This is a genomic window from Actinocorallia aurea, from assembly GCF_054783995.1.
The window spans coordinates 151,742-168,119 of sequence record NZ_BAAGPQ010000028.1 but is presented as its reverse complement, the minus strand read 5'-3'; the positions used below and the strand labels follow the sequence as shown (position 1 = coordinate 168,119).

16 protein-coding genes and 1 pseudogene are annotated in these 16,378 nt (G+C 72.1%); 11 read left to right on the top strand and 6 right to left on the bottom strand.

The window, feature by feature from the left end:
• Positions 1–13: 13 nt before the first annotated feature.
• The 5 genes and pseudogenes from ACYVOM_RS31760 to ACYVOM_RS31740 form a co-directional block, all read right to left on the bottom strand.
• The gene (locus tag ACYVOM_RS31760) at positions 14–253 is read right to left on the bottom strand and encodes a hypothetical protein (RefSeq protein ID WP_460307240.1); all 240 of its coding nucleotides are present in this window, start codon (positions 251–253) and stop codon (positions 14–16) included.
• Positions 254–296: 43 nt separating this feature from the next.
• Positions 297–536 (bottom strand): annotated as a pseudogene (locus ACYVOM_RS31755) (ArsR/SmtB family transcription factor); the annotation flags it as partial.
• A complete protein-coding gene (locus tag ACYVOM_RS31750) occupies positions 533–688 on the bottom strand; it encodes a hypothetical protein (RefSeq protein WP_460307422.1) in 156 nt (51 codons plus the stop codon). The pseudogene ACYVOM_RS31755 and the gene ACYVOM_RS31750, both read right to left, overlap by 4 nt.
• A gap of 181 nt (positions 689–869) precedes the next feature.
• The gene (locus ACYVOM_RS31745) at positions 870–1,472 is read right to left on the bottom strand and encodes a Uma2 family endonuclease (protein WP_460307239.1); all 603 of its coding nucleotides are present in this window, start codon (positions 1,470–1,472) and stop codon (positions 870–872) included.
• Between the two features lie 747 nt (positions 1,473–2,219).
• Entirely contained in the window at positions 2,220–2,507 is a 288-nt protein-coding gene (locus tag ACYVOM_RS31740) for an SRPBCC domain-containing protein (RefSeq protein WP_460307238.1), read from the bottom strand.
• Positions 2,508–2,873: 366 nt separating this feature from the next.
• Between ACYVOM_RS31740 and ACYVOM_RS31735 the strand changes: the two genes are divergently transcribed.
• On the top strand, positions 2,874–3,077 hold the full coding sequence (locus tag ACYVOM_RS31735) for a cold-shock protein (protein WP_049562746.1): 204 nt from the start codon (positions 2,874–2,876) through the stop codon (positions 3,075–3,077).
• A gap of 133 nt (positions 3,078–3,210) precedes the next feature.
• Here ACYVOM_RS31735 and ACYVOM_RS31730 read toward each other — a convergent pair whose 3' ends face one another.
• Positions 3,211–3,678 (bottom strand): Mut7-C RNAse domain-containing protein, encoded by a 468-nt coding sequence (locus ACYVOM_RS31730; RefSeq protein WP_460307237.1) that lies wholly within the window; start codon positions 3,676–3,678, stop codon positions 3,211–3,213.
• Between the two features lie 100 nt (positions 3,679–3,778).
• Between ACYVOM_RS31730 and ACYVOM_RS31725 the strand changes: the two genes are divergently transcribed.
• From ACYVOM_RS31725 to ACYVOM_RS31680, 10 genes are all read left to right on the top strand, one after another.
• Complete coding sequence (locus tag ACYVOM_RS31725; protein WP_460307416.1) at positions 3,779–4,018, top strand: Hsp20/alpha crystallin family protein; 240 nt, start codon at positions 3,779–3,781, stop codon at positions 4,016–4,018.
• A 222-nt stretch (positions 4,019–4,240) separates the two neighbouring features.
• Positions 4,241–6,880 (top strand): ATP-binding protein, encoded by a 2,640-nt coding sequence (locus tag ACYVOM_RS31720; protein WP_460307236.1) that lies wholly within the window; start codon positions 4,241–4,243, stop codon positions 6,878–6,880.
• Between the two features lie 225 nt (positions 6,881–7,105).
• Positions 7,106–9,493 carry a glycoside hydrolase family 65 protein gene (locus ACYVOM_RS31715; protein ID WP_460307235.1) on the top strand — a complete coding sequence of 796 codons (2,388 nt, stop codon included), beginning with the start codon at positions 7,106–7,108 and terminating at the stop codon, positions 9,491–9,493.
• 279 nt (positions 9,494–9,772) lie between these two features.
• The gene (locus ACYVOM_RS31710) at positions 9,773–10,246 is read left to right on the top strand and encodes an SRPBCC family protein (protein WP_460307234.1); all 474 of its coding nucleotides are present in this window, start codon (positions 9,773–9,775) and stop codon (positions 10,244–10,246) included.
• A complete protein-coding gene (locus ACYVOM_RS31705) occupies positions 10,243–11,670 on the top strand; it encodes an MFS transporter (RefSeq protein ID WP_460307233.1) in 1,428 nt (475 codons plus the stop codon). The genes ACYVOM_RS31710 and ACYVOM_RS31705 overlap by 4 nt, the downstream gene beginning before the upstream one ends.
• 63 nt (positions 11,671–11,733) lie before the next feature.
• Positions 11,734–12,174 (top strand): SRPBCC family protein, encoded by a 441-nt coding sequence (locus tag ACYVOM_RS31700; RefSeq protein WP_460307232.1) that lies wholly within the window; start codon positions 11,734–11,736, stop codon positions 12,172–12,174.
• Between the two features lie 53 nt (positions 12,175–12,227).
• Positions 12,228–13,574, top strand: a complete 1,347-nt coding sequence (locus tag ACYVOM_RS31695; RefSeq protein WP_460307231.1) for a carotenoid oxygenase family protein — start codon at positions 12,228–12,230, stop codon at positions 13,572–13,574.
• A gap of 60 nt (positions 13,575–13,634) precedes the next feature.
• On the top strand, positions 13,635–14,192 hold the full coding sequence (locus ACYVOM_RS31690) for a hypothetical protein (RefSeq protein WP_460307230.1): 558 nt from the start codon (positions 13,635–13,637) through the stop codon (positions 14,190–14,192).
• Positions 14,189–14,572, top strand: coding sequence for a hypothetical protein (locus ACYVOM_RS31685; protein ID WP_460307229.1), 384 nt, complete (start codon positions 14,189–14,191; stop codon positions 14,570–14,572). The genes ACYVOM_RS31690 and ACYVOM_RS31685 overlap by 4 nt, the downstream gene beginning before the upstream one ends.
• On the top strand, positions 14,569–16,110 hold the full coding sequence (locus ACYVOM_RS31680) for a multicopper oxidase family protein (RefSeq protein WP_460307228.1): 1,542 nt from the start codon (positions 14,569–14,571) through the stop codon (positions 16,108–16,110). Before ACYVOM_RS31685 ends, ACYVOM_RS31680 begins: the two co-directional genes overlap by 4 nt.
• Positions 16,111–16,378: the final 268 nt, after the last annotated feature.

Sequence of the window (16,378 nt, the reverse complement as noted above, 5' to 3'; positions counted from 1 at the left end):
CCCTCGCGCCCGCTCACTGCGGCCGGCTCTGCGCGATCGCCGACCATCCCCGTCCTTTCCGGGACCGCGCCCTTCGCGGCCTCCACTGCCAGGCGACCGCGGTGGCGGAGGCGACCTCGATGACCGAATCGAGCCCGAACGCCACAAGCGCGCCGGACGAGGCGACCGTCCCCGCGCGCAGCGCCACGACCGCCTCGACGACGTTGCAGGTGATGGTCCCCGCGACCAGCAGGCGCACCCGCCGGGCGAGCACCGCCCGACGAACGGGCGAGGCCCCAAGGACAGGACGCCGCTCAGAACGACTGGCAGCCCTCGGCCCGGTAGTCCACCAGCTTGCAGCCCCGCAGGCAGCCCAGGTGCTTGGACACCGTCGACTGCGCGAGCCTCAGGGCCCGGGTCAGGTCCACCACCCGCGCCTCGCCGTCCGCGAGCCCCCGCACGATCGCCAGCCGCACCGGATCGGCCGGGGAGTGGAACAGCGCCGCCCCCGGCGCGGCGGGTACGGGCGCTGCGAGACCCCGCCGGGATCGGCTCAGCGCAGGGCCGTGAAGTACGCGGTGCGGGTCGGGAAGTCGATGCGGACGGTGCCGGAGCCGCCGAGGGCCTCGGCGGAGAACTCCGGGCTCGTGGACCACCGGCGGCTCGTCTGCGCGGGGTCGAGGCGGGCGGCCAGGCGGGGGCCCGGCAAGCCGACTACGGCGTCCCCTTCTACGGAGTGACGCTGCCGGCCGAGTTCGGCTTCGTCGCCGAACTGCGCGGCGATCCGCCGGGGTGTCCGGTGGCATCGTGACGCTTCGGTACTGCCAGATCGGAGTGGCGGATGTCGGGAACCGCGCGAACAGGGTGAGAATGCGCCTGACCCCGCACCGTCAAGCGTCCGGGCTCGTCTCTCCCGAAGCCGCGCGAGGCAGGAGGTCTTTCAGGTCCAGCCTGATCTCGAAAGGGACAGGACGCGCGATGAAGTCCCGGAAGATCCCGGCGGCCACGTAGGCCTTGGTCGGCGCATCCAGCTCATACACATGCACGACCGGTGCCGTTCCCTCATCCTCGATGCACCAGTAGTGCGGGATACCCGCCTCCGCGTATTTGCGGAGTTTGACGGTGCGGTCCCGGTGAGCGGACTCCGGTGAGACGACCTCCACGACCAGCAGCACGTCCTCCGGCGCGAACCAGGTGCGGTCCGGATCGTAGCGCGCGGACGTCACCAGGAGATCCGGCTCCGGACGGTTGCGCGCATCCAGCCGGATCGTCATCTCGCGCTCCACCTCGACGCCCTCACCCGCCTGCTCCATCAAGGCCATGGTCAAGGCCGTGACGAGGCGGCCGTGCCAGGCCCTCTGCGGCGACATCATGAAGACGAGGGCTCCATCGATCAGCTCGGTGTGACGCGGCGCCTCCGGAAGACGGTCGAGGTCTTCCGCGAACCATCCCTCCTCACGCGGAGGGATCATCCAGTCCGGCAGAGCGCTCATACGACCACCGTAGCGACTCGACCACCGCCCATGCCACCAGGTCAGACGATCACTCGACGCCCGACACTGCCCGCCCCCACTTCATGCCCTCGGCTCGCTTCGAACGCGCGAAACCGAGCCCGGCAGGGCTCGCCGCCGGCCTCGACGCACCCGCGAACCGATGACCGCTCTCCTCCCCGGAGCCGGCCGTCGCGCCCGCCGCTCCACCGGCTCCACGCGGCCGAGCCGGCACCGCTTCAGGGCTGCCGCCCATCTGACAGGCCCGAGGGCTCACGCCCGATCGGCCGCGCGCCGGGGGTCGCTCGCAGCGCAGCCGCCGCGTCACCTCGGAGCCACATCGTCCTTGCTCGCCCGTGGACGATCTCCGCTCCTTCGGCAACACCCCCGCCACCCCGCCGGGACCCGCGGCCCCACCGCCCGGCCCCCTCGATCGCGGACCGGCTGATGGACCGGCTGCGCTCCTGCGGCACCGCCCTCACCACCCGACGTGAGACCGAGGTGCTCGCCCTCGTCGCCGAGGGCCTGTGCAACCAGCGCCGCGGCCGTCGCCGCAGCCCGGCCCGGCCTCATCCGGCAGGTAGGGCCCTTCCGACCCCGGTCGAAGTCGTGCCCGGCCGCGCGGCGAGGGACGCGGACGGCGCGCCCCCACCCCTGGCCTTGTCACCGGCCGGTCGTCACGCGGGCTCTCCGGCTCCTTGGCCTCTCCATGGCCGACGAACCGGAGGCCCTGCCGCCGCCCCGGGAGGGTCAGGCGTCGTCCGGGAGCGGCTCGCCGGTCTCCAGCAGTGTCTTCAGGCTCGCCAGCACGCCCGGCCAGCCGTGGGTGACCATCTCGGCCATGCGCGAGCCGGCCTCGAAGCCGTCGTGCACGACGGTCAGCTTCACGACCGGCCCCGTCCCCCCGATCGTGAAGGTGACCTTCGAGCGGGCCTCTCCGGAGAGCCGGGCGAGCAGTTCGCCGTCCCAGCCGAAGCGCTTGGCGAGTGAAGAGGTCAGCGCGGAAGTAGCTCGTGGCGATACGGACCGGCACGTCATTGGCGAACATCATGTTGCGGCGAGCGATGACCTCGGCCCCGAAGAGTGACATCGATCCCCGAGTCCCGGGGTCGGTGGGAAGAGCCCTCTGCACAATCACTTGAGGCCCCTGGCTCACCGGCTGCTCGCGCCTGACCGCGGGGCGGTTCGATCTTCCCGTTCGCTTTTCGTGCGGCCGGGTGATAACTTGTTTCTCAGCTGTACTGTAGTTGTGGTTTCCATAAACTTTTTATGCGCTCCGCAGGCATCTGGCCGGCGGCAGCGCATTTTTTGTTTGGCAGGTTCTTCCTGACGGGGCCCAGTTCGGCAGCTGAGAGGCTCGTGAAGTGCGAGTCCCTTGCACGCCTTCCAGAGGAGATTTCACCCATGGCTACCGGCACCGTGAAGTGGTTCAACGCCGAAAAGGGCTTCGGCTTCATCGAGCAGGACGGCGGCGGCGCCGACGTCTTCGCCCACTACTCCAACATCGCGGCCCAGGGCTACCGCGAGCTCCAGGAAGGCCAGAAGGTCTCCTTCGACGTCACCCAGGGCCAGAAGGGCCCCCAGGCCGAGAACATCGTTCCCGCCTAAGAGCTCCACCTCCCACGGGGCCCGCGCACTCAGGTGCGCGGGCCCCGTGGGCTGTCCGCGCCGCACCCGCTCCGCGATCGCCTTCGCTCCCGTGAACCTTCCCGGGCGGTCTTCTCGTCAGCGCGGGAATCGTTCAGGAAAGGTGCGCCGTGGGCCGGGCCTTCGCCGCCGCGGTGATCCGCAGAGCCTCGGCGACGATCTGTTCGAGGCGGGCGTGGTGGGCTCCCCGCCAGTAGACCTGGCCGCAGGCGGCGCACTTGGCGAAGGCGTCGTAGGCGTGTCCCGTGCCGTCCTTGAGCTCGGCGCGGACCGACTCCTTGGCCGTTCTGATGAGGTCGTGGAAAAGCGTCCCGCCGAAGGTCTCGTCCCTGAGGTAGACGACGCCCGCGGGCGCGGCGAGGCCGAGCAGGGACGTGAACCGAAGACCGGTGTCGTCGAAGGCCTCCAGCGGGTCCGGGGCCGCGGGGACGCCGGCCCGGCGCCGCCACTCCCCCAGCGCCGCGTCCGCCGCCCAGTCCTCGACGACGTCGAGCCGCTCCAGCAGGGGTGCGAAATAACCCGGCCGTCGGGCAGGCCCTCGTCCTGCACGGGCACGACCCAAGCCTGCCCGCCGGGCACCAGCCGCTCGAACAGGCCGACCGCCGCGCGGTCCACCGTGAGCAGACAGTTGAGGTGGAACCCCATCGGACACCTTCCGGGACCTGGAGATCACCATCTCCGACAACGTCCTGCAGATCCGGGGCGAACGTCAGGAGGAGAAGGCCGAAGGGCGGCGCAGCGAGTTCCGCTACGGCACCTTCAGCCGCTCCATCATGCTGCCCCGCCACGCCGACCCCGACAAGATCCAGGCCACCTTCGAGAACGGCGTCCTGACCGTCCGGGTCCCGATGGCCAAGACCGAGGACAGCAAGCGGATCTCCATCCAGAAGATCGGATCCTGAACCCCGCCGCACGACCACGTCCGCCGCTCCCCGACTTCATCGGTCCGCAGGAGCGGCGGCGCGCTCCGGGACCGCGAGCAGCGGACCAGGTGAGACCTCCCGATCACAACCCCGAAACACACACTGCTCACACGGTTAATGTCGCCGTGAGACCATGAACTTGTGGACATCTTTGCTGATCAGAGCTATTTTCCGCCTGCCGGGCATACGGCCCTGGCCGACTTGATCGCCTCGGCAGTGGAGGGCCGCGGCGGTGCGCTCGTCGTGCGCGGAGAGGCCGGGATCGGGAAGACCACGCTGCTCCGACACGTCCTGGACGGGCGGGAAGGCTTGCGGGTCCTGTGGGTGAACGGGGCCGAGTTCGAGGCCGATTTCGCCTACGCCGCGGTGCACCAGCTCACCCGGCCCCTGCACGACCTGCTCGCCGCGCTCCCACCCCGCCAGCGCGAGGACCTGTCCGTGGCGTTCGGTCTCGGCGACGGCAGCCCGCCCAGCCAGTTCTCGGTGGCGCTCGCCCTGCTCGGGCTGCTGTCGAAGGCGGCCGAGCGGGGGCCGCTGATCTGCGTCGTCGACGACGCGCAGTGGCTGGACCGGGCATCGGCGCAGGTCCTGGCGTTCGCGGCCCGCAGGATCGCCGACGAGCCCGTCGCGATCGTCTTCGGAGTGCGCGATCCACATGCCGTCGCCGAACTCGACGGCCTGCCGGATCTGGTCCTGATCGGCCTGCCGGACCAGGCCGCGCGAGACCTCCTGGCCTCCGGGCTCCCGGTCCCGCTCGACGAGCAGGTGCGCGAGCGGATCCTGGCCGAAGCCCGCGGGAATCCGCTCGCGCTGCTGGAGCTGCCGCGCAGGCTCGGGCCCGCTGGGCTGGCCGGTGGGTTCGGCCTGCCCACCCCTGCGTCCCTGGCCAACCGCATCGAGCAGAGCTACCGGGAGCGGATCGCCCGCCTGTCACCTGGCGCGCGGACGCTGCTGCTCGTCGCCGCGGCCGAGCCGCTCGGCGACCCGGGGCTGCTGTGGAGGGCGGCCGACCTGCTCGGAGTGGGATCGGAGGCGGGGACCGAGATCGAAGCCGAGGAGCTCATCGAGCTGGGCGGCAGGTCCCGCTTCCGGCATCCGCTGGTGCGCTCTGCCGTCTACGCCGCGGCGTCGCTGGCCGAGCGCCGCCGTGTGCACAATGCGCTCGCCGACGCCACCGACCCGTGCACCGATCCCGACCGGCGATCCTGGCATCGGGCCCACGCCGCATCCCGACCGGACGAGGACGTCGCGGCCGACCTTCTGCGCAGCGCGCAGCGGGCGCGCAACAGGGGCGGGGCGGCGGCCGAGGCCGCCTTCCTGGAGCAGGCCGCGACGCTCACCCCCGACCCGCGGTCGCGGACCGTGCGCAGTCTCGCCGCGGCGCGGGCCGCTTTGGAGGCAGGAGCCTTCGAGACCGCGATCACCCTGGTCGAAGCAGCCGAGAACGGGCCGATCGACGACGCGGGGAGGGTCGCGGCCGAACTCGCCCGCGGGCAGGCCGCGTTCTTCCGCGACGGCGCCGCCGACGCCGTCCACCACCTCATCACGGCGGCGGCGCTCGACCCGGCCCGCACCCGCCTGCATCTGCTGGACGCCCTCCAGGCCGGGCTGGTCGTCGGCCGCTCCTCGACAGCGGCGCGGATCGCGCTCGACGCCGCCCGCAGAGCGCCCGCCCCTGTCGGTGAACGTGCCAAGGCAGACGACCTTCTGGACGCCCTCGTCGCCTATCTCGACGGTGACCTCACGGCGGTGCCCCGCCTGCTGCGGATGCTCGCGGACGTGGCGGACCCGCTGTGGACGCGGCGGCTCTCGCTTGCCGCGCTCCTGGCCGTCGAGCTGTGGGACTTCGCCCTGGAGGACAGGCTCGCCGCCCACGCGGTCGAGGAGGCCCGGGCCAGCGGAGCGCTGGTGATCCTGCCGGTCGGGCTCTGGATGCGGGCGATGGCCGCCGCCGAGCGAGGCGACCTGGCCGGCGCGTCCGCCCTGATCAGCGAAGCCGACGGCATCGCCGAGGTGACCGGCGTCCCGATCCACTGGTACGGCCACCTGCAGGTCGCGGCGCTGCGCGGCAGGCCGACCGAGGCCCGGCCCCTGATCGACCGGGTGCTGGCCGAATCCCACGCCCGGCGCAAGGGGATGCTGAGCGCGGTCGCGCACAGCGCCGCGGCGCTCTACGCCAACGGCATCGCCGACCACCGCGCGGCGCTGGAAGCCGCCCGGCCGGCCCTCACCGACGGCGACCTGCCGATGACCAGCCTCGCCCTGCCCGAGCTGGTCGAGGCCGCGGTGCGGTGCGGCGAGGACGCCGTCGCCCGCGAGGCGTTCGCACGGCTCACCGCGCACACCCGGGCCGCGGGGACCGACTGGGCGCTGGGCGTTCAAGCGGCTCTCGCCGCCCTGCTCTCGGAGGAACCGGAGGAGCTGCACACCGAAGCGGTGTCCCGGCTGGCCGCCAGCGGCATGCGCGTCTGGCACGGCCGGGCGCTGCTGCACCAAGGAGCCTGGCTGCGCCGCGACGGCCGCCGCCGCGAAGCCCGCGACGCGCTGCGCACGGCCCACGAACTGTTCGCCTCGATCGGCGCCGAGGGGTTCGCCGAACGGGCCAGAGCCGAACTGGCCGCCACCGGAGAGCAGGCGGCCAAGCCCGCCACGGTCGGGGTACTGGAGGTGCTGACCGGCCAGGAACTCAACATCGCGCGGCTCGTCGCGACAGGCGCCACCTCCCGCGAGGTCGCCGACCGGCTCTTCCTCAGCCCCCGCACCATCGACGCGCACCTGCGCAACATCTTCCGCAAGCTCGACATCACCTCACGCAAGCAGCTCACCGCCGCGCTCGCCTAGCCGCCCCGGCCACCCGCCGACGCAGATCCGGGCCGCTCTCCGCCGACCGGGCCGGAGACGGGCACACGGCGCGGGCGCCTTGTGCCGAGGCGGCCGCGGCGCTGGGCAGGCGAGCAGCGCCGGACGAGAGGTGCTGATCGTGCAGGTAAGAGGCATACGAGGAGGGAGGTACGGGCAGGAATAGGACATCTGGATGACGGGCCTCGGGAAGAGGCGAGGTGATCAGTGACCGGCTGGACCTGGTGCTACGAGGGCTACGAGCCCGCGGAGGAGGGGCTGCGGGAGTCATTGTGCACCGTCGGGAACGGCTATGTGGCCACGCGTGGGGCCGCGCCGGAATCCTCCGCCGACGGCGTCCACTACCCCGGAACCTATGCCGCCGGCGTCTACGACCGCCTGGACTCGGAGATCGGCGGCAGAACCGTCGCGAACGAGAGCCTGGTCAACCTGCCGAACTGGCTGCCCGTGCGCTTCCGTGCCGCGGACGGCCCCTGGTTCTCCGCCGACGCGGCCGACCTCCTGGAGTACCGCCAGTGCCTCGACATGCGGCGGGCGCTCCTGACCCGTCGGCTTCGGTACCGCGACGACGCGGGGCGTGTCACGCGGGTCGTCCAGCGGCGCTTCACCGGCATGGACCTCCCCCACGTCTGCGCGCTGGAGTCGACGTTCACGGCCGAGAACTGGTCCGGCCCGCTGGAGGTGCGCTCGGATCTGGACGGCGGGGTCGCCAACACGCTCGTCGACCGGTACCGGGATCTGCCGTCCCGCCACCTCGAACCGGTCTCCTCCGCAAGCCCGGGTGAGGACTCCTGCGCGCTGGAGGTGCGGACGGTGCAGTCCGCGATCCGGGTGGCCATGGCCGCCCGGAACTCCCTGTGGCGCGGCGAGCGACACTGCGACGCCGAACTTCGGTTCCTTTCCGAGGACTCCCGGGTCGGGCACCGGGCGTTGATCGACCTGGAGGAGGGCGTCCCGGTCACGCTGGAGAAGGTCGTGACGATCTTCACGGGCCGGGACCGGGCCGTCAGCGAGCCCGCGGAGCAGGCGGCTCGGTGGCTGCCGAGGCTGGGGCGCTTCCAGCGGCTGCTCGACGGCCACGCCCTCGCCTGGCACCACCTGTGGGAGCGGTTCGGCATCGGCATCGAAGGAGCGCCCGAGGAACTGCGCACCGTGCGGCTCCACCTGCTGCACGTGCTCCAGACGCTCTCCCCCAACACGGCGGAGCTCGACGCCGGGGTGCCCGCCCGTGGCCTGCACGGCGAGGCCTACCGGGGGCATGTCCTGTGGGACGAGCTGTTCGTCCTCCCGCTCCTGAACACACGTCTGCCCGACCTCACCCGGGCGCTGCTGCGCTATCGGTACCGCCGGCTGCCCGAAGCCCGGCAGGCCGCCGCCGCGGCGGGATTCCGGGGCGCGATGTTCCCCTGGCAGTCCGGCAGCGACGGACGCGAGGAGAGCCAGCGGCTCCACCTCAATCCGCTGTCCGGCCGGTGGAGCGACGACCCGACCTGGCGGCAGCACCACATCGGCATCGCCGTCGCCCACAACGTGTGGCAGTACTACCAGGCCACCGGCGACCGCGAGTTCCTCACCCACCACGGCACGCCCATGCTCCTGGAGATCGCCTGGTTCCTCAGCTCCCTGGCCGCCTACGACCACGAACGGAGCCGGTACGTCATCCGCGGCGTGATGGGCCCCGACGAGTTCCACTCCGCCTACCCCGACGCGCAGCGACCCGGAATCGACAACAACGCCTACACGAACGTCATGGCCGTATGGGTACTGCGGCGCGCACTCGACGCCCTCGCCCTGCTCCCCAGGCAGTCCCGCCGCGAGCTCATGCGGGCCCTCGAACTCCCCTCCGCCGAGCCCGAACGCTGGGCGGACATCGCGCACGCCATGTTCGTGCCGGTCCACGACGGCGTCATCAGCCAGTTCGAAGGCTACGCCGACCTCGCCGAACTCGACTGGGACGCCTACCGGCACCGCTACGGCGACATCCAGCGCCTGGACCGCATCCTCGAAGCCGAAGGCGACGACGTCAACCGCTACAAGGCCTCCAAGCAGGCCGACGTGCTCATGCTCTTCTACCTGCTGTCGGCCGACGAACTCCGCCCGCTCCTCGCCGGCCTCGGCCACGACCTCGACGCTCAGGCCATACCGAGGACCATCGACTACTACCTCGCCAGGACCTCCCACGGATCCACGCTCAGCGCCGTCGTCCACACCTGGGTCCTGGCCCGCGCCAACCGCGCCCAAGCCCTGGACTTCTTCACCCGCGCGCTGCGCTCCGACACCACCGACATCCAGGGCGGCACCACCCCCGAAGGCATCCACCTGGCGGCCATGGCCGGAAGCGTCGACCTGCTCCAACGCTGCTTCTCCGGCCTGGAGACCCGCGACGACCGGCTCCAGCTCAACCCCTACTGGCCCGAAGCCCTCGGCACCCTCACCCTGCCCCTGCACTACCGCGGACACCACCTCACGCTCCGCATCAACGGCCACCGCGTCGAGATCACCGCCGCCCACGGCGCGCAGCCGCCCATCCAGATCACCTGCCGCGACCAGACCGCCGGCCTGCGCCCGGGGACGACCGTGCGCTTCCCCCTTTGACGGGCCCGGCCCCGCACCGGCAAGAGCGCCGCAGCGCGGCCGGACACCTCTTACGGTCCGGCCGCGAACCGTGCGAACGCCGCGGACACGGCGACGAGCGGGGAGCCGGCCGAAAGCGACACGACGCTCACGGGGCGGGCGCAGGCCGGTCGGCGGGTCCTGCGGTGAAGGGGGTCCGGTCCCGAGTACGTACGTGACGGGCGGTGAGGCCATCTAGGTAGTGCGCTAGGCGACTTTCACCGAAGAGGGACCGGGGCGTTCCGGACGAGACTCGGTTCCATGAACAACCCGCCCACGGGTATCGACGAGGACGCCCCCGTCGTCGCCCGGCATGAACTGCCGATGAAGGCCTCTGTCGGCCTCGTCTGGCAGTTGCTGACCGACGTCCCGGGCTGGCCGTCGTGGCAGCCCGACATCGTCTCGGCCCGTGCCCGCACTCCGCTGACCCCGGGCGCTACCTTCCACTGGCGCACCGCCGGACTCGACATCGCCTCCACCGTCCACATCGTGCGGGCCCCTCACCTGATCTTGTGGGGCGGCCCGGCCGAAGGCATCGACGCCCTCCACCAGTGGACGCTCACCCCCTCCGGCACCACGACGGTCGTCGCCACCGAGGAGTCGTGGAGCGGACCCCGCGTCGTGGCCGACCCCTCCGCCATCCGGCAGGCGCTGAGCCAGTCCCTCGTGCAGTGGCTGGGCCACCTGAAGACGGCGGCGGAGCGGCGCGCCCGGCCTTCTTGGGCGACCCGGTGACGGGGCGGCCGGGCCGCGGCGCCGCGTTGACGGCGCTCGCCGCCGCTCAGTTCACCGTCATGCTCGCCACCTCGATCGTGAACGTGGCACTGCCCCAGATCCGCGACGGCGTCGGCCTGCCGGACGGCGGGACCACGTGGGTGGTCAACGCCTACGGGCTGGCGTTCGGAGCCCTGCTGCTGCCCGGAGGGCGCATGGCCGACCTGCTCGGCCGCCGCCGGGTCCTGCTCGCCGGGCTGGCGGTCTTCGGAGCGGCGTCGATCGCGGCCGGGCTGGCTCAGTCGCCCGGCGTCCTGATCGCCGCCCGCGTCGTCCAGGGGGCGGGAGCCGCGGTCATCGCCCCTGCGGCACTCGCGCTGGTGATGGATCTGTTCCCACCGGGCCCAGAGCGTGGGCGCGCCCTGGGCGTGTGGGGGGCGGTGTCCGGCGCGGGCGGCGCGGCGGGAGTCGTCCTGGGCGGAGTGCTCACCCAGGCATGGGGCTGGCCGTGGATCTTCCATGCGGTGGCGGGCGGCGCGCTCCTGGTCCTGGGCGCCTGCGCCGCCGTCATCCCGCGCAGCGAGACCAGGACGACGGCGCCGCTCAACGTGGTCGGCACCCTCGCCGTCGGCCTCTGCCTGACGGGCCTGGTATGGGGTCTGACCACCGCCCGCGGCACAGGGTGGGGCGACGGCCGGGTGCTCGGCGCGTTCGCGGCGGCCGCCGTCCTCGCGGTGGTGTTCGCCCTGGTCGAGCGCCGCAGCCGCAGCCCGCTGGTCCCGCCGCGGCTGTTCGCCGGGAGCCGGGTGGCCGCCGGGAACACGCTCATGGCCCTGTTCGGCTCGGTGTGGATCGCGCTGTTCTTCTTCCTGCCGCTCTACCAGCAGCAGGTGCTCGGCCAGAGCCCGCTCGTCACCGGGCTCGGCCAGCTGCCCCTGGCCGGCGCGAACATGCTCGGTGCGGTCCTGGCGCCGCGGATCGCCCGCCGGGTCGGCGATCGCGCCACCGTCATCGGCGCCCTGCTCACCGAAGCCGCCGGAATGGCACTGCTCGCGCGCATCGACGCCGACGGCGGATACGCGAGTGACGTGCTCGGCCCGAGCGTCCTGGTCGGCCTCGGCCTGAGCGTCGCGTTCGTTCAGCTGACGGCCCTGTCCGTCGAAGGCGTCGCGAAGGGCGACTCCGGGCTGGCCGGGGGCCTGGTGAACACCACCCGCCAGATCGGCGGAGCCATCGGCCTCGCGGTCCTCGCGACCGTCGCCGGATCCCTCACCTCCTCCGCCCGCGTGCCGCACCTCGAGGCGCTGACCGAGGGCTACCGCGCCGCGTTCGCCCTGTCCGCCGCCGTGCTCGCCACGACGGCCCTGCTCGCGGCCGTCCTCACCCGGCGCCGTGCCACGGCGGACGCCGCGGCACGGCCCACCGCGGCTTCGGCCGCCCCCTGAACCCGCCGCCCCCGGGCGGCGACCTCACCGGCTCATCCTCATCCCATCGAAAGGTCATCTCCCATGCGCACCATCGACGAGACCGCCCCCGTGATCGTCCGCCTGTCCACCACCATCGACGCCCCCATCGACCGGGTGTGGGCGCTGCACACCGGCATCGACGCCTGGCCCACCTGGAACGGCGACATCGACACCGCCGTCCTGGACGGCCCGGTCGAGCCCGGCAGCTCCTTCCAGTGGACCACCCACGGCCTGGACATCACCTCGACGGTCTACGAGATCGTGCCCGGCGAGCGCATCGTGTGGGGCGGCCCGGCGAGCGGCATCGACGGCGTCCACGTCTGGACGTTCACCGCCGACGGCGACCGCGTCACCGTGCACACCGAGGAGTCCTGGGCCGGCGCGCCCGTCGAGGCCGCGGTCGAGCAGCTCGGCCAGGCCCTGCACGCCTCCCTCGAATCCTGGCTCGCCGCCCTCAAGACCCGCGCCGAGCAGGCCGCCTGATGACGACGCCCGCCGCAGCACACGACAAGCACGTCAAGGAAGAGGAAACCTCCATGACCGCCAAGCCCTACCTGACCGGCCACTACACCCCCGCCGTCGACGAGATCACCGCGACCGGCCTGGCCGTCGAAGGCCACCTGCCGCCCGAGCTGAACGGGCGGCTCATCCGCAACAGCCACAACCCCAAGCCCGGCGTCACCCCGACCCACTGGTTCAAGGGCAGCGGCATGGTCCACGGCATCCGGCTCCAGAACGGCCGCGCCGAGTGGTACCGCAACCGCTGGGTCAAGACCCCGGCGCTCGAAGGCGCCCCCTACATGACCGAGCGCGGCGTGGACCTGACCGCGAGCGCCGCCGGCACGCACGTCATCGAGCACGGCGGCAAACTGCTGGCCCTGTGCGAGGCCAACCTCCCCTTCGAACTCGACGCCGAACTGGAGACCATCGGCGCCTACGACTTCGACGGCAAGCTCCGCTCGGCGATGACCGCCCACCCCAAGACCGACCCCGTCACCGGTGAACTGCACTTCTTCGGCTCCTCGCCCTTCCCGCCCTACCTCATCTACTACATCGCCGACACCAAGGGCCAGATCGTCCACACCGCCGAGATCCCCGGCGCGACCGCCTCCCTCAAGCACGACTTCGCCATCACCCGGCAGCACATCGTCTTCATCGAAGGCTCCGTCACCTTCGACCCGACCGAGCACTCCGGCATCCCCTACGGCTGGAGCGACACCCAGCCCTCCCGCATCGGCGTCATGCCCCGCACCGCCGACGGCGCGTCGAAGATCCGCTGGTTCACCATCGAGCCCGGCAACATGCTCCACGCCTCCAACGCCTACGAAGACCCGCAGGGAGCCATCGTCCTGGAAGGCCCCACCGTCGACCGGGAAGGCTTCCAGCTGTCCTGGAACTGGTGGGTCGGCGCCCCCGGCCGCGGCACCGAGCCCAACACCCGCTCCTACACCCGCCGCTGGCGCATCGACCTCGACCGGGGCAGCGTCGACGAGCAGATCATCGACGACCTCGCCGTCGAGTTCCCGACCCTCAACGAGGACCGCCTCGGATCGGAGAACCGCTACACCTACGCCGTCTCCTTCCCCGACCAGGACGGCAACGGCGGCTACGGCGTCGTCAAGTACGACCGCACCACCGGCGCCCGCCGCGTCCACCAGGTCGGCGACGCCCGCCTGCCCAGCGAAGCGGTCTTCGTCCCCGCCGAAGGCGCCGCGAACGAGGACGACGGCTACCTCCTCACGGTCATCTCCGACCTCAAGCAGGACTCCTCCCGCCTCCTCATCCTCGACGCCTCCGGCCTCGACCAGATCGCCGCCATCCAGCTCCCACGCCGCGTCACCGGCGGCATCCACGGCTCCTGGATCCCCGACACCGCCGCCTGACCGTCCCGCCACCGCCGGGGGGACGCAGCGTCCCCCCGGCCGCTTGAAGGAACCCCCGTCGTGACCCTAGAGAACACGCTTCTCACCGCGCACCTCCTCGCCGCCCTCACCATGCTGGCCAGCCTGATCACCGACTGGTTCGGCGTCCTGGCCCTCCGCAGCGCCACCACCGTCCCAGGGGCCCGCGAAGGCTTGAACGCCCTGACCGCATCGGCCGCCTTCGGCGTGTGGGGGAGGCTGGGCGCCCTCGCCGCCGGACTGTCCCTCGCCATCGCCGCATGGTCGTGGGAAGGCTGGATCATCGCCGGGATCGCCGGCTGGACCGCCATGGTCCTGCTCGGCGAACCCCTCACCGGCAAGGACCTTCGGCACATGGTCAAAGCCGCCCGGCAGGCCGAGGACGCGCTTCCCGCCGAGCTCGTGACCGCGATCCGCGACCCGCGGCTGTGGACGTCGGTCCTGACCAGGACCGGGGTCATCACCGCCGTCCTCGCCTGCATGACCGTCAAACCCGGCCTGCTCACCGGGCTCGGCCTGCTGCTCGCCGGGTACCTCGCCGGCCTCGCCGCCGCCCGTCTGACGGTCCGCACTCCCTCAAGCCCGGAGGCCGCCCGATGATGCTCCTCGCCCTGCGGGTCGCGACCATCGTGCACGCGATCTCCTTCTTCCTCCAACCCGTCCTCGCCGGCATGTTCCTGTCCGGCCGCGACGACGCGATCGACGGCCACAGCACCAACGCCGCCGCCCTGACCACCCTCACCCTGTGCCTGACCGTCCTCGCCGCGATCGCCCGCCGCAGGCACCTCATCGGGCCGAAGGTCGTGCCCGTCCTGGCCACGCTGTTCGTCCTGGAGATCGTCCAGCTCACGGCCGGCACCCAGCACCTGCTCTGGCTGCACATCCCCCTCGGCGTCGCGCTGTTCGGCGCCACCATCGCCACCCTGCCGCTGCTCCTCGGCGGCCGACGGCCCGCACACTCTCAGGAGGCCGGCGCATGACCGGACCATCCCGCCGCGGCTTCCTCAGAACAGCCGGGCTCGGCCTGGTCGCCGCTCCCGCCCTGGCCGCGTGCCAGGGCGGGGGGCCGCTCAATCCCGGCCCGCTCACCAGCAGCGCCCGCCTACCCCGGCCGTTCACCCTCCCGCTGACCAGGCCCCTCCCCGCCGCACCCATCCGGACCTCGGCGGAGGGCGACCACCACGCGATGACGCTCAAAGCCGCGAAAGCCGAGATCCTGCCCGGCTACGCCACCACGATCTGGGGCTACGACGGGACCTTCCCCGGCCCCTACCTTGAGGCCCGATCCGGCACCCCTCTCATCGTGACCCAGACCAACGAACTTCCCGTCCCGGTCTCCACCCACCTGCACGGCGGCCTCACCCCGCCCTCCCAGGACGGCTTCCCCACCGACCTGCTCCACCCCGCGGGCCACGCCGGCGCAGCCCACCACGCGGACGGCGGCATGCGCTCCATGCACGACCCGGACGCGAACATCACCACGCTCCGGCGCGACTACCGCTTCCCCATGCGGCAGCGCGCCGCCACCCTCTGGTACCACGACCACCGCATGGACTTCACCGGCGCCCAGGTATGGCGAGGCCTCGCAGGCCTGTGCATCGTCCGCGACGCCGAAGAAGCAGCCCTCCCGCTCCCCGACGGCGACCGGGAGATCCCGCTGCTCATCTGCGACCGCGCCTTCGACACCGACGGCCAGCTGATCTACCCCTCCACGGACCCGGCCCTCGCTGAGCCGGGCATGGCCGAATCCATCTCCGGCGGGGCCCTGGGCGACGTCATCCTCGTCAACGGCGTCCCCTGGCCCTACACCGAAGTCGCCGCCGCCCGCTACCGGCTGCGCCTGGTCAACGGCTCCAACGCCCGCCGCTACGAACTACGCCTGAGCGGTCCTGGAGAGAGCGAGTTCCTTCAGATCGGCGGCGACGGCGGCCTGCTCGCCGCACCTCTCACCCACCAGACCCTGCGGATCTCCCCGGGAGAGCGCTTCGACGTCATCGTCGACTTCGCCCGCTACGCCGTCGGCTCCACCGTCACCCTGGTCAACACCGCGGCATCGGGCGGCCCAAGCCGGGTGATGCGCTTCCACATCACCCGCAAGACCACCGACGACTCCGCCGTCCCGCAGCGGCTGGCCGACCTCCCGCGGCTCACGCCCACCGGCGCCCACCGGCGGCTCGTCTTCTCCCGCAACGGCACCATGTGGCGCGTCAACGGGCGGCCCTTCGACCCTGCGACCCCCCTCCTGCGCCCCGGATTCGGGCAGACCGAGCAATGGAGCATCCTCAGCGTCGAACGCCACCCCTTCCACCTGCACGGCGCGTTCTTTCAGGTCCTCGGGCGGGGAGCCGGCGGCCCGGGGCGCTACGACGCCGGATGGAAGGACACCGTCGAGCTGCCTCCCGGCACCGAGATCCATCTCGCCGTCCGTTTCGACTCCTACCGCGGCCGCTACCTCGCCCACTGCCACAACCTCGAACACGAGGACATGGCCATGATGGCCACCCTCCAGGTCACCTGACCCGGCACCGAGCGAGTCGAGCCGGCCGGGCCGCAACGGTGGATGGCCTCGCACTCGAATGGTTCGTCGCGGTCACATGGGTCGTGTGCGCCTGGTGCTTCCGTTCTCCGGAGCCACCGGCAGAGGGGCGGCTGGCTCCGATACGCCTTGATGCTCTTGTCCGTTCAGGTCTTCCCTTTAGGCGCTCGCGTTCAATCGTTGCCGGGTGATGGTGTCAGACCGGCCTGGCCGCGGGCGGGTGCTGCCTGAGCTGGAGTCGCCGTCGCCG

Bases quoted from the DNA above. Each gene is read 5' to 3' on its own strand.
- ACYVOM_RS31740 (WP_460307238.1), bottom strand. From the start codon at position 2,507: ATGACGTGCCGGTCCGTATCGCCACGAGCTACTTCCGCGCTGACCTCT.
- ACYVOM_RS31685 (WP_460307229.1), top strand. From the start codon at position 14,189: ATGATGCTCCTCGCCCTGCGGGTCGCGACCATCGTGCACGCGATCTCC.
- ACYVOM_RS31695 (WP_460307231.1), top strand. From the start codon at position 12,228: ATGACCGCCAAGCCCTACCTGACCGGCCACTACACCCCCGCCGTCGAC.
- ACYVOM_RS31700 (WP_460307232.1), top strand. From the start codon at position 11,734: ATGCGCACCATCGACGAGACCGCCCCCGTGATCGTCCGCCTGTCCACC.
- ACYVOM_RS31735 (WP_049562746.1), top strand. From the start codon at position 2,874: ATGGCTACCGGCACCGTGAAGTGGTTCAACGCCGAAAAGGGCTTCGGC.
- ACYVOM_RS31710 (WP_460307234.1), top strand. From the start codon at position 9,773: ATGAACAACCCGCCCACGGGTATCGACGAGGACGCCCCCGTCGTCGCC.
- ACYVOM_RS31680 (WP_460307228.1), top strand. From the start codon at position 14,569: ATGACCGGACCATCCCGCCGCGGCTTCCTCAGAACAGCCGGGCTCGGC.
- ACYVOM_RS31745 (WP_460307239.1), bottom strand. From the start codon at position 1,472: ATGAGCGCTCTGCCGGACTGGATGATCCCTCCGCGTGAGGAGGGATGG.